Annotated in this window: 12 protein-coding genes and 1 pseudogene; 4 read left to right on the top strand and 9 right to left on the bottom strand. The window is 69.8% G+C overall.

Features of this window, described 5'->3' with window-relative positions:
- The first annotated feature begins 341 nt into the window (after positions 1-341).
- Both lpdA and ABD732_RS17325 read left to right on the top strand, forming a co-directional pair.
- The gene (lpdA, locus tag ABD732_RS17330; RefSeq protein WP_344785799.1) at positions 342-1,727 is read left to right on the top strand and encodes a dihydrolipoyl dehydrogenase; all 1,386 of its coding nucleotides are present in this window, start codon (positions 342-344) and stop codon (positions 1,725-1,727) included.
- Positions 1,728-1,844: 117 nt separating this feature from the next.
- The gene (locus ABD732_RS17325; RefSeq protein ID WP_344785797.1) at positions 1,845-3,086 is read left to right on the top strand and encodes a threonine/serine exporter family protein; all 1,242 of its coding nucleotides are present in this window, start codon (positions 1,845-1,847) and stop codon (positions 3,084-3,086) included.
- A gap of 67 nt (positions 3,087-3,153) precedes the next feature.
- Here the strand turns inward: ABD732_RS17325 and ABD732_RS17320 are convergent, their stop codons facing one another.
- Both ABD732_RS17320 and ABD732_RS17315 read right to left on the bottom strand, forming a co-directional pair.
- Complete coding sequence (locus tag ABD732_RS17320; protein WP_344785795.1) at positions 3,154-4,272, bottom strand: linear amide C-N hydrolase; 1,119 nt, start codon at positions 4,270-4,272, stop codon at positions 3,154-3,156.
- A gap of 204 nt (positions 4,273-4,476) precedes the next feature.
- Positions 4,477-5,839 (bottom strand): annotated as a pseudogene (locus ABD732_RS17315) (FAD-binding oxidoreductase).
- 121 nt (positions 5,840-5,960) lie between these two features.
- Here ABD732_RS17315 and ABD732_RS17310 point away from each other — a divergent pair.
- Positions 5,961-6,866 (top strand): LysR family transcriptional regulator, encoded by a 906-nt coding sequence (locus ABD732_RS17310; RefSeq protein WP_344785793.1) that lies wholly within the window; start codon positions 5,961-5,963, stop codon positions 6,864-6,866.
- A gap of 2 nt (positions 6,867-6,868) precedes the next feature.
- The gene (locus tag ABD732_RS17305) at positions 6,869-7,747 is read left to right on the top strand and encodes a DNA-3-methyladenine glycosylase family protein (RefSeq protein WP_344785859.1); all 879 of its coding nucleotides are present in this window, start codon (positions 6,869-6,871) and stop codon (positions 7,745-7,747) included.
- Here the strand turns inward: ABD732_RS17305 and ABD732_RS17300 are convergent.
- The 7 genes from ABD732_RS17300 to ABD732_RS17270 all read right to left on the bottom strand — a co-directional run bounded on the left by ABD732_RS17300 (position 7,732) and on the right by ABD732_RS17270 (position 12,429).
- Positions 7,732-8,589, bottom strand: coding sequence for an ABC transporter permease (locus ABD732_RS17300; RefSeq protein WP_344785791.1), 858 nt, complete (start codon positions 8,587-8,589; stop codon positions 7,732-7,734). The genes ABD732_RS17305 and ABD732_RS17300 overlap by 16 nt on opposite strands.
- The gene (locus ABD732_RS17295; protein WP_344785789.1) at positions 8,586-9,299 is read right to left on the bottom strand and encodes an ABC transporter ATP-binding protein; all 714 of its coding nucleotides are present in this window, start codon (positions 9,297-9,299) and stop codon (positions 8,586-8,588) included. Before ABD732_RS17295 ends, ABD732_RS17300 begins: the two co-directional genes overlap by 4 nt.
- 5 nt (positions 9,300-9,304) lie before the next feature.
- Entirely contained in the window at positions 9,305-9,778 is a 474-nt protein-coding gene (locus tag ABD732_RS17290) for an MTB12 C-terminal domain-containing protein (protein ID WP_344785787.1), read from the bottom strand.
- Positions 9,779-9,873: 95 nt separating this feature from the next.
- Complete coding sequence (locus ABD732_RS17285) at positions 9,874-10,521, bottom strand: helix-turn-helix transcriptional regulator (RefSeq protein ID WP_344785785.1); 648 nt, start codon at positions 10,519-10,521, stop codon at positions 9,874-9,876.
- Complete coding sequence (locus ABD732_RS17280; RefSeq protein ID WP_344785783.1) at positions 10,518-10,856, bottom strand: cupin domain-containing protein; 339 nt, start codon at positions 10,854-10,856, stop codon at positions 10,518-10,520. The genes ABD732_RS17285 and ABD732_RS17280 overlap by 4 nt, the downstream gene beginning before the upstream one ends.
- On the bottom strand, positions 10,849-11,661 hold the full coding sequence (locus ABD732_RS17275; RefSeq protein WP_344785781.1) for a class I SAM-dependent methyltransferase: 813 nt from the start codon (positions 11,659-11,661) through the stop codon (positions 10,849-10,851). The genes ABD732_RS17280 and ABD732_RS17275 overlap by 8 nt, the downstream gene beginning before the upstream one ends.
- A gap of 123 nt (positions 11,662-11,784) precedes the next feature.
- The gene (locus ABD732_RS17270; protein ID WP_344785779.1) at positions 11,785-12,429 is read right to left on the bottom strand and encodes a class I SAM-dependent methyltransferase; all 645 of its coding nucleotides are present in this window, start codon (positions 12,427-12,429) and stop codon (positions 11,785-11,787) included.
- Position 12,430 lies beyond the last annotated feature (1 nt).

The following is a 12,430-nucleotide window of genomic DNA, read 5'->3' as shown; positions in this document are numbered from 1 at the left end:
CCGACGATCTGCACCGGAGGCGGTGCGCCGTCCCGGTGTCGCGCAGCGTCTCCCGTATGCCCACCCGAACGGATCACCCATAGACCCCTACTCGGGACTTTCGCCTTTGTCGCCTTGGCGGCCGGTGCGGCGGACGAGGCGGAGTCGGCGGCGGGCGGGGTGAACTGCGATGGAACGCGGAGGCGGCGAATGGCACAAGTTCCGATCGAACGTACGTGCGAACGACGGCGAAACTTCGTAAAACGGATGCGGGTGTGATGCGTCGCCCGCAAATCGGACAGGTGTGACGTGGTGCCCACACCGTCATGCGCGCCGGATCGGCGCGAAGTAGGCTGGTGCCCGTGACTGAACACTTCGACACCGTTGTCCTGGGAGCTGGGCCGGGTGGGTATGTGGCCGCGATCCGGTCCGCCCAACTCGGCATGAAAACCGCCGTCATCGAGGAGAAGTGGTGGGGAGGTGTCTGTCTGAACGTCGGCTGCATCCCGTCCAAAGCGCTGCTCCGCAACGCCGAGCTGGCGCACGTGTTCAACCACGAGGCGAAGCTCTTCGGGATCTCCGGCGAGGTGGATTTCGATTTCGGTGCCGCCTTCGACCGCAGCCGCACGGTCTCCGACGGGATCGTCAAGGGCGTCCACTTCCTGATGAAGAAGAACAAGATCACCGAGATCGACGGTTACGGCGTCTTCAACGACGACAAGACCATCAGCGTCGGCGACCGTGTCATCTCCTACGACAACGTCATCATCGACACCGGTTCGACGGTCCGCCTGCTGCCGGGCGTGGAACTGTCCGACAACGTCGTCACCTACGAGAAGCAGATCCTCACCCGTGAGCTGCCCGGTTCCATCGCCATCGTCGGCGCCGGTGCGATCGGCATGGAGTTCGGCTACGTCCTGGCCAACTACGGCGTCGACGTCACCATCATCGAGTTCCTGCCTCGGGTCCTGCCCAACGAGGACGAGGAGGTCTCCAAGGAGATCGCCAAGCAGTACAAGAAGCTGGGCGTCAAGATCCTCACCGGCACCGCCGTGCAGGCGGTCGACGACCAGGGTTCGCAGGTGGTCGTCACCTACAAGGACCCCAAGGGCGGCGAAGGCAGCCTCACCGTCGACAAGGTCCTCATGTCGGTCGGCTTCGCCCCGCGCACCGAGGGTTTCGGCCTGGAGAAGACCGGGGTGGAGCTCACCGATCGCGGTGCCATCGCCATCGATGACCACATGCGCACCAACGTGCCGGGGATCTACGCCATCGGTGACGTGACCGGCAAGCTGATGCTGGCCCATGTGGCCGAGGCGCAGGGTGTCGTCGCCGCCGAGACCATGGCCGGCGCCGAGACCATGACGCTCGGCGACTACCGGATGATGCCGCGCGCCACCTTCTGCCAGCCGCAGGTGGCCTCCTTCGGGCTCACCGAGGCCCAGGCGCGGGACGAGGGCTACGACGTCACGGTCACCAAGTTCCCGTTCTCGGCCAACGGCAAGGCGCTGGGCCTGGGGGCCACCGCCGGTTTCGCCAAGCTGATCACCGACGCCCAGACCGACGAGCTGCTCGGTGGACATCTGGTGGGCGACAACGTCTCCGAGATGCTGCCCGAGCTGACTCTCGCGCAGAAGTGGGACCTGACCGCCAAGGAACTGGCGCGCAACGTCCACACCCATCCGACGATGAGTGAGGCGCTGCAGGAGACCTTCCACGGCGCCATCGGTCACATGATCAACCTGTAGCCGCCAGGAGAACTTCCGGTTCGGTTCACAGTTCGGTTCCGCTCCATCGCCCGGCGATGGAGCGGAACCGAAACCGTATGTGCGAGAGACTGCTTGCGGCAGGGATGGGGTGAGGGTGTGGCGGACGACGGCGCCGACGACGACGGACAGATGCTGACGCTGGTCGCGGACGTGGGGGAGGCGCTCAACCGGTCGTCGTATCCGGTGCCGATGACCCAGCAGGTGATCCGGGAGATCTGCGAGGCCTACGACTACGACATCTCCGCGGAGGTCTTCGCCACCTACCTGATCGCTCTCGACAAGAAGCAGGGCAAGGTGGCCGTGGCGAACACGGGCACCATGTTCCGGTTCGACCAGATCGCCGACACCGAATCACTGGTCGACAAGCTGCGTGCCGCGGCGCTGCCGGTCACGCAGGCGCTGAAGCGGTTGCAGACGATCTCCGTCGCCCCACCGCCGGTCAACCCGTTCGTCCGCATCCTGGGCTATCTGCTGATGGCGCTGGGGTTCGCACTGTGCTTCCGCATGAGCTTCTCGGCGACGATCGCGGCCGTGGTGATCTCGATCCCGATCGCGGCGATCCTGCTGTGGAGCAGCGTCAAGGGAACGCTGGCCGCGCTCATGCCAGTCCTGCTCACTTTCCTGTCGGCCCTGGCGATCACGCTGTGGGCGGTGCACGGCGGACTCGACGATCCGGTCCGGCTCGCCGTGATCCCGGTGGTGACCCTGATCCCCGGTGCGGCGCTGACCACCGCGCTGATCGAGCTCACCACCGGCGACATGATCGCCGGTGCGACGCGGCTGGTCTCCGCGCTCGTGGTGCTGCTCTCGATGGCCTTCGGGCTGGCACTGGCCATCGACATCGTCGGGCTGCCCGCGCGCGACCTTCAGGACCTCACCAGCACGCAGGCGCCGTCGTGGGTGCTCTGGATCGCCGCCCCGATCTTCGCGATCGGCAACATCCTGTACCTCTGTACGCCCCGCAGGGTGTGGGTGTGGACCGTCGTCTTCGCCTTCGGCACCTTCTGGCTCAACGAGCTTCTGCAGACCAAGATCAACCCCGCCTTCGCCGGCGGCGTGGCACTGGGCACCGCCCTCCTGCTGGCCTGGGCGGTCAACGCACATGCCAAGAGCAAGCCCAGCGTCTTGGTGATGTTCCTGCCCACCTTCTGGCTCATGGTGCCCGGGTCGATGGGATTCGTCGCGGTCAGCGGCGCCATCACCGAGGACCACGAACTCGGCGGACTGGGCACCAACGCCGCCCTGTCGCTACTGAGCATGGCCATCTGCATGATGATCGCGAGCGTCCTCGCGCCCTTCGTCACCCGCCGGTTGTGGGCGAAGAAGTCGGCGGTCTGAGGACCGGTCCGCCTACGACGACGGCCCCGCTCCTGCGGGCGCAGGGGCGGGGCCGTCGCGGCCGGAACTACTCGGCGTCGACGAACTCGGCGAGCTTGGCCTGGACGTGGTCCTGAACCTTCTGCGCCCGGCTCTCGGCCGACTTCACGCCGCCGAGGGCCTTGCCCGCTTCGACGACGGCTTCGCCGATGAGCTTGGCCTGTTCGATCGAGACGATGTGGAACTTGTGGTGCTTCTTGAAGTGCTTGTGCACCTCGCCGGCGATGCCGCCCTCGAGGGCGAGGTCGCTGAGCAGATCCAGCTTGGCCTCCCCGGACCCCTCGGAGAAGTCGAGGTCCTTCAGATCCACCCACACCAGATTGGGGCGGGTGGACGACTCGAACGCGTACCGCAGGTTGGTCAGGTCGATCACCACCTGCCACAGCGTCTGGGAGGCATCGGGCTTGCCCGGCTCCGGGTTACGGAACGGCTGGGCGCAGTTGCGGATGATGCTGAGCATCGCGGCCATCGCCTGAACCTGCGAGGTCGGCACCGGCTGATCCTTGACGTAGTACAGAGCGCGCGCGAACCGGTCGGCGGCGTCGCAGGTGCCCGGCAGCGGCTTGTCACCGCCCAGGTTCTGGTACTGCTTCACCAGCTCGAGCTGCTTGTCGTAGGTGGGGGAGTTCGTCATCACCTGGTAGTCGCGGCTGTGGTAGATGTGCAGCTCGCCGTCGATGTACTCGAAGATCACCGAGTCGCCGCTGGCATCGTCGAGCGCCAGGTGCAGCGCCGGCGTGCTCTTGCCGGTCGGATCGGCCATCGGGATCACCTGCGGCTGATTCTTCTCCGACCAGGCGACGGCTTCGCCGACGGTGGCGAAGTTGTCCAGGTAGTACTGCAGCCACACCGACATGGCCAGCTGCGGCCGCGAATCGTCGGGCGTGCCGTAGTCCGACTCGGCCAGCCACAGGATGTGCCCGGCCAGACCCTTCTCGTTGACGCCGTCGGTGGAGAGGATGTCGTACACGCCGGCGATCACGCTGCCGTACTTGGCCGTCCACTTCAGTTCGCCTTCGACGCGGTCGTTGCGCTTGATCCCGCGGGGCAGCTTCCAGAGGTTGGTGTGAAGATCCTGGTGGAAGTCCATGTTGCGGCCGACGATGACGGAGCCGTCGGCATCCGGCCAGATCACACGAGTGCACATTGCGCAGTAGTTCCCTTCAGAGTGGTCGGCCCTTGGCCGGTCGACGGTGCCGAACATCGCCCGTAGGAGGGCACTGCCGAATCCGACTCCGGCGCAAGCGGTGTCGGATCGAGCTTACGGTCGCCGCGTCGCCGCCACCGGCCGATGCCGCAGATCGGCACAAGAGGGGGGCGGCACGGCACAGAATCACTCGCCGAATCGTGCTCAGGAGAATCGGAGGATGTGTGGATTGAGGACCGCGGTCGGGTCGAAGGCGGTCCGGACCGATGCCATGACCTGCCGGTCGACGTCGGCGCGGCCCAGTCCGATCCACGGTAGTTTGGCGCGCCCGACGCCGTGCTCGGCGCTGATACTGCCGCCGAAGCGGGCCACCGCCTGCAGCACCGCATCGGTCACCCGATCGCGTCGGTGTGCCGGTACGTCGAGCAGATTCACGTGGACGTTCCCATCCACGAAATGCCCGAAACAGATCGGCCGGACGCCGGGAAAGTCGTTGTGCAGCAGGCTGGAGAGCTCGTCGAGGAAGCTCTGCATCCCCCGGAGGGGCACGGCGATGTCGAGTTTGAGCACAGGTGTCGACGAGGCGGCCGCCACCGATTCGGTGTGGCTCTCCCGGTAATGCCACAGTCGGCGACTGTGACCGCCCGCCAGGGTCGCGTCGACGATGCCGTCGGCGCCGGACAGCGCGCCGAGGAGCGGCTCTGCCGGGTCGGCCGGCCCGGAGACCTCGAAGAGCGCGGCGTAGGCGGTGCGTGCTTCGAGCGGGTGACGCACGCCCTGCTGCTCGCACACCAGGTCCAGGCCGGCCGCGGTCATCAGTTCCCCGGCTTCGAGGGTCAGTCCGGCTGCCGAGATCCCGTCGCGAAGGGCGAATGCGTCGGCGACGGTGTCGACGCCGGCGACGACGGTCGCGGTGGCGTGTGCCGGGACCACCAGGCGCAACAGGACCCGGGTGAGCACGGCGAGGGTGCCTTCGGCTCCGGCGAGGAGACCGGGTAGGTCGTAGCCGATGTTGTCCTTGGCGAGGGCGGTCCAGCGGGTCACCACCCGGCCGTCGGCCAGGACGGCTTCGATGCCGAGCAGCCGGGAAACGGGTGCTGCCGTTCTTGACCATCGCCACGCCCCCGGCGTTGGTCGAGACCATTCCGCCCAGTGTCGCCGACTCTCGCGAGGCGAGATCGGTGCCCAGGGCGAGGCCGTGCTCGGCAGCGGCCCGTTGGGCCTCGGCGACCCGGACGCCGGCTCCGGCCGCGAGGGTGCGGCCGACCGGATCGACCTCGTCGATCCGGTTCATTCTCGTCGTCGACAAGACCACCTCGCCGTGCATCGGGATCGAGCCGCCGACCAGGCCGGTGTTCCCGCCCTGCGGGACCACGGAGAGTCCGGTGCGGTGGCAGAAGGCGAGGACGGCCGAGACCTCGGTGGTGTCGGCGGGGCGGACCACCGCGGCGGTGTGACCGTGCCAGTGTCCGGTCCAGTCGGTGACGTAGCCGGCCACTACGCCGGGGTCGGTGAGTACGTGGGGCCGCCCGACGATGTCGGCCAGGGCGGTGTGCAGTGCGGTCATGGGGTGGGGCTCCTGAGGGGCGCCGGGGGTGGGTTCGGGCCCCTCAAGCGTCGGCCGTCCGCGGCGGATGCGTCCAACGCAGATCTCCGATCAGGAGATCGATGTTGCTTATAATCGCTGGGTGAACCTCAAGCGGGCGGGCTATCTGGTGGCCGTCGCCGAACACCTCAGCTTCACGCGTGCGGCGACCGAACTATTCGTCGCGCAGTCCGCGCTCAGCCAGCAGATCAAGGTGCTCGAGCGGGAGCTGGGGGTGGAACTGTTCGACCGGAGGGGACCCCGGATCGCGCTGACTCCGGCGGGCGAGGTGGCGGTGCGCGAAGCGAAGTACCTGCTGGCCGCTGCAGACCGTGCGGCCGGGCGCATCCGGAGAGCCGCACGGGGCGCGGGCGGAACGTTGACGCTGGCGCTGACGCGGTCCTGGGCCGGTGGGCGCGTCGGCGAGGCGATCGCCGAGTTCCGGCGCCGTCCCGAGGTCGAGGTGATCGAGCACCGTGGATTCTCGGCGGTGAACCTGCGGCAGGTGGTTGACGGGGCCGCCGATGTCGGGGTGGTACGCCAGCCGGTGGACGCCGTCGACGGGGTGACCGTCCGTCGGGTGGATACGGAACCGGTGCGACTGGCGGTGCCCGCCGGGCACCCGCTGGCGGCGGCCGAACGGATCGACCCGCGGGACCTCGACGGTGAGCCGATGGTGCTGTGGCCGCGCGAGAACGCTCCGGGCTTCTACGATCGGCTCGCCGGAATCTGGCCCGGGGGCACCCCGCGCACGGTCCGCCACGAGGCCGACGACGAGCTGGTCCTGCGGGCCGTCGCCGATGGGGTCGGCGTCGCGCCGATCCCGGCGGGGCGTGCGGCCACCATCCAGGTGCCCGGTGTGGTGCTTCGCGAGCTCGCCGGTCCGGCTGTTCGACTGGCGGTCGGGATCGCGAGCCTGGACGAGAATCCGAACCCGGCGGTTGCGGACTTCCTGGGCATAGTCGATCAGCTCTCGCCTCCGGTGGCCCCGGCTCGACGGGACCGGTGACCGTGCCCGACCTCGAGCTGGTGCGCCGCTGGCGGCCGCCCGGCGCGCTGGACGTCGCTGTGGTCTTGGGTGTGCATCAGCGCGGCGCCCACGATCCGGCCTACCGGCGCGCGCCGGACGGCTCGGTGTGGCGAGCCAGCCACACGCCGGACGGCCCGGGCACCGTCGCGGTGACCGCCGACGCCGGCGAGGTGGTGGGCCGCGCCTGGGGTGCCGGCGCAGCTTGGCTGCTCGACCGGCTCCCGGCGATGCTGGGGGCCGACGACGATCCGGCCTCGCTGCCGCTCGACTCGCCCGCCGTGGCGCGACTGGCCGCCCGGGCGGGCGGCCTGCGGATCGGCCGCACCGACCGGGTCTGGGAAGCGCTGGTACCGGCGGTGATGGAACAGAAGGTGGTCTCGGCGGAGGCCTACCGGGGCTGGCGGCATCTGCTGCGCCGCTACGGCGAACCCGCGCCCGGGCCGTGTGACCTGCGGGTACCGCCGCCGCGTGCGCGCTGGCGCGAGATCACCGAGGCCGACTGGCATCGCAGCGGGCTGGAGCCGGTGCGGATGCGGATCATCCGGAACGCCGCCGCCGTCGACGTCGAGACCAAGGCCGGCGTGCTGACCGCGCTGCGCGGCATCGGGCCCTGGACGGCGGCGCATGCGCGGAGCCGTGCGCTCGGGGACGCCGATGCCGTGCCCTACGGCGACTACCACGTGCCGTCGATCGTGGGGCAGACCCTGATCGGCGAACCCGTCGACGACGCCGGGATGGCCGAGCTGCTGGCGCCGTACGCCGGGCACCGCTACCGTGTGATCCGGATGTGCGAGCTGTACGGCGTCCGCCCGCCGCGCCGCGGCCCGCGCAGGCCGGTGCGCGACTACCGGGAGTTCTGAGGCAGCCGCGGACTCCGGGCCGGGCGGCCCGGGCGGCGGCGCAGCGCGACGGCCGCGGCCCCGAGCACGAAGACGGCGGCGCAGATCGCGCCGAACCACACCAGGGCCCCGGTCACGCCCCACGGGGGAGTGATCACCAGGTCCTGGCCGGTGCCCCAGACGCCGTTGAGGAACGGCATGAACGACTGGATCTTGCTGCCGTTGGGAACGAAGATGATGGCGTCCTCCATCACGAACACCCAGAACAGCAGGATCGCGAGGGTGCCGGCCGGATGGCCGATCAGCCCGGCCAGCCCCACCCCCAGACCGCAGGCGAAGAAGGCGTAGATCGGCACGGTGATCAAGAACCGGATCCCGGCCGGCGAGGTGAGCGCCACGTCGCCGTAGACGGTCGGGAAGGCCACCGGGAGCGCCGACATCACGACGGCCACCAGCACCGCACTCACGACGGCGGTGAGCAGGCCGTAGTAGATCCACCGCGCCGCCGCCGACGTCCACGACCGCGGATACAGGTAGCGGTCCACGTCCCGGGCCGGGCCGCGCATGCTGGTCGCCTGCGCGTAGGCGGCGGCCAGCGCACCGACCACCGCGGTGAAGGTGATGATCCAGTAGACCGAGTTCGACGAGGTGGCCGCGCTCACCGAGATCGCGCTGCTGTTCAGCCGCGAGATCCGTTCGGCCACCGCGGCGATGCCGAAGGTGATGATCAGTGGGAGGACCACCCCGGCCGGCAGGGCGCAGAGGATCAGGAAACTGCGCAGTCCGGTGGTGCGCACCCGTTCGGCGTGCACGCCTCGACCCACTTGGGCCGCGGCATCGACGGCGGCTGACCCCGGGCTCATGCGGTCACCGGCTCGGTGAGGGCGGCCAGGTAGGCCGTCTCCAGATCCGGATGATCGCCGGTGAACTCGGCGACCGACAGGGCGGCGGCGATCCGGTGGTCGTCCACCAGTGCCACGCGGTCGGCGCTGCGCGCCACCTCGCTGAGCAGATGCGAGGCCACCAGGACCGCCCGCCCCTGTGCGGTGAGACCGGTCAGCAGTTCGCGCAGCCAGACGATGCCCTCCACGTCGAGACCGTTGAGCGGCTCGTCGAAGACCAGTGCGCCGGCGTCGGGCAGCAGTGCGGCGGCGATCCCCAGCCGCTGGCGCATACCGAGCGAGTAGTCGCCGATGCGCTGCTGACCGTAGGCGCCCACCCCCGTGCGCTCGAGCACTTCGTCCACGCGGGCGCGGTCGATGCCGGCCGCGGCGGCGATCCAGCGTAAGTGCCGGCGCGCGGTGTGGCCGGGGTGCACCGGTTCGATGCCCAGGTGCATGCCCAGCCGCCGGGCGGGCGAGCCGAGCCGGCGGACCGGGGTGCCGTCGAGGGTGACGGTGCCGGCGGACGGGGTCACCATGCCGCACACGCTGCGCAGCAGCGTCGACTTGCCGGCGCCGTTGCGGCCGAGCAGGTAGACCAGCTCACCGGCGGCGACCGACAGGTCGGCGTCGTGCAGGATGGTGCGGCCGCCGAGGTCGACGCGCAGTCCGCGCACCTCGATGCGGGCCACGGCCGTCAGGCGTTGCAGTAGATGTTCAGGCCGACCGTCTTCACACCCTGGCAGATCGAGTTGTTCGCCAGGCGCCAGTTGCCGTCGATCTTCTTGAACTCGACGGTGGTGTTCACCGTCGGCCGGCCGGCCGAGGAGGCCTGCAGGGTGGCGTGCACGGTGTCGCCGCTGCGCTGCGTCACCTCGGTGATCTGGTGGGATCCGCGCGGGGCGCGGAACAGTCCGAGGTTGTACACCGTCTTGGGCACCACCACCGCGTCCATGCCGCCCTCCAGGTTGCGGGCCTTGGCCTCGTCGGAGGCATCGGTGGCCACCAGGAACTCGATCACCTCGCCGAGCTCGTCGGCGGTCGGCTCATCCGCGGTGAGGGTGAAATCGGCGGGCAGCGCGTGCGCGGCCGGTGCGGACAGGGTGAGGCCGGCGGTGGCGGCGGCCACGGCCAGCACGGTGAGCAACAGCAGGCGGAAACGGCGGATCATGATGATCTCCTCAATGGTTGTAGAGCGGTGGTTGCACAGCAGTGGGGGAAGGGAAGCGGGTTCCGGGTCCGGTGCGGGGATGCGCCGGGCGGCGTTCAGTCGCGCGAGGCCGGTGACAGTTCGGCCAGGCTGAGTCGCAGTTCGCAGGCGCCGCCGCTGTCGGGCCGGACGGTCACCCCGTAGTGCGCGGACAGGTCGGCCGAACCCTCGTCCAGCGCGGCTTCGAGGATGCCGCGGACCACGCCGCAGGCCACCTCGGGCAGCTCGGCCTCCAGGTCTTGCAGGGGGCAGCCGCAGAGGGTGACCTCGTGGTCGCCGAAGGCGGAGACGACGCCGGTGATCCGGAATCCCAGCCGGGTGAGGATGGTTTCGGTCAGCACCACCGGATCGGGGATGGCCTCGTCGAGGTCACCGGGCGGCAGATGCTTGGCCGCCCACGCGCGTCCCACCTCGGCCGCCAGCGCCTCGCGGGCCTCCGGCGTCTCGCCGAGCCGGGCGATCAGCATCACCACCAGATCGCCGATCGGCGGCGGAACGACGATGCGGTAGCCGATGCGCGGGCGTCCCACCCCGTCCGGCGGCAGGACCACGGCCACCGCCGCCCCCTCGTCCACCAGATTGTTCAGGTGGAAGCGGGCGGTGGTGACGTGCACCTCGAGGTGCGCCGCGATGGTGTGCGCGTCGATGGGTTCCGCGGCCTCGGCGACGAGGGAGCGCACGCGGTCGCGCTGGCGGGGCGTCATCGGCCGTGCACCAGGATCAGCGTGGCGGCACCGTCGGTGCGCGCGGTCAGCGCGTGCGGGATCCGGGTGTCCACGCGGACGGCCGTGCCGCCGCGCAGTTCACTGGTGACGCCCTCGACGGTGAAGTCGACCCGGCCGGACTGGCCGAGCACCACGATCGGATGCGCCGCGGTGTGCTCGCGCATCGCCTGGCCCTCGCGGAAGGAGAGCCGGAGGATGGTCTCCGAGTCCCCGCGGTGCACCACGGTGATGTCGGGGCGATCACCGGTCCCGTCGGAGTTGGTTTCGGCGAGGCCGGTCAGGTACGACCAGTTCGCGTCCGGGTTCTCACTCATGGCTGGCAGGCTTTCGGGCGATGATCTCGATGGCGGCGAGCTCGTTTCGGTACTTGCGGAACACGCTGCGCATGCCCAGGATACGTCGTCGCGCGTCGCCGTTGCGCAGCACGTTCCCGACGATCTTCAGCGCACGCAGCGGGCCCTCGTCGGAGATCACCCGGCGCGGCTCCAGCAACGCCATCCGTGCGAAGCGGACCCGCTCGATCTCGAAGCCGGCCGCGGTCAGCCGCTCGCGCCACTCCTGCTCGGTGAGCGGACGGGCGTTCACCTTGATCGACCGGGCGAGCGCCTTGCGGATCTCGGTCTTCTGCTCGTCGCTCAGGGTGTCCGGTTCCAGGGCGAGCTCGTGGATCGCGTAGCGGCCGCCGGGGCGCAGCACCCGGAAGGCCTCGGTGATGATCGCATCCTTGCCGCGCTCGGACTGCATGGTCAGCATGGCCTCGCCGACCACCACGTCGCCGGTGCCGGCGTCCAGCCCGGTCGCGGCGGCGTCGGCCTCCACCAGCCGGCCGCGGTCGCCGATGGCCTGCTGGGTCAGGGTGACGGCGTCGGGGTCGGCCTCCACGCCCACGTAGCTCTTCGGTCCGGCGGCGAGGATGTCGGCCGCCGTCTTGCCCAGGCCGGGGGCCAGCTCCACCACGTCGGCACCCTGCAGGGCGGCGTCGTCGAGCAGGTGTCGGGTCAGTTCCAGTCCGCCGGGGCGCAGCACGCGCTTGCCCATCCGGGCGAGCAGCCAGTGGCCCGGCATGTCCTCGTCCTTGCGGGCGGCGAGGGGTAGATCTGCGGGCGTGGTCTCGGACATGGACGGCTCCTGACATTGGAAGGAAGTGGTTCCGCTAAATAGCGTACCCTTACCTAAAATCCGGCGACATAGTCCATAGGTCCCTGATCGGGACGGGGCCGATCTGGACGAAGTCGGTCGAGGTCAGCGCAGTGGCTTGCGGGCGTGCACGTACTGACCGACGCCGGTGATCGTCTGCTCCACTTGGGTCAGCTCGTGCGCCGCCAGCCGGGTGAGCAGTTCCGTCCGGCCGAACAGGCGCAGCCCGGTGAGGCCCGCGAGGGCGGCGGCGCCGGGGAGCGCGGCCACCGACGCGCGGACCGAGGTGAAGATGATCAGTTCGCCGCCGGGCGCCACCACGCGCGCCATCTCGTCGAGCACGGGGAGTGGATCGGGGATCAGGTACAGCGCGGCCAGGCAGGTGACGGTGTCGAACGATTCCGACGCGAACGGCAGGTGATGGGCGTCGCCGCGGACGAAGCAGCCCCGCTCGATCGGATTGGCGGTGGCGGCCTGGGTGAGCATGGCCTGCGAGTAGTCCAGGCCGACGTAGACGCCGTCGCCGGTGAGTCCCCGAGCGGCGTCCTGCGCGTAATTTCCTGGGCCGCAGGCGATGTCGAGAACACTGCGCTCGCCCGGGCGGACCAGATAGGCGCGCAGGGCGCGGTCGTAGGTCAGCGTCGACGATCCTCCCAGGCTGAAACCGCGGGTGAACACCGGCCGCCAGGCGCGCTCATAGAGCTGCGAGAAGACGCGGTTGTGCATCAGGCGTTCGGCGGGAGAGGCCATG

The organism is Gordonia caeni (genome assembly GCF_039537105.1).
Classification (GTDB): Bacteria; Actinomycetota; Actinomycetes; order Mycobacteriales; family Mycobacteriaceae; genus Gordonia; species Gordonia caeni.
The sequence above is the reverse complement of the archived record's forward strand: the minus strand, read 5'-3'. Positions and strand labels throughout refer to the sequence as shown.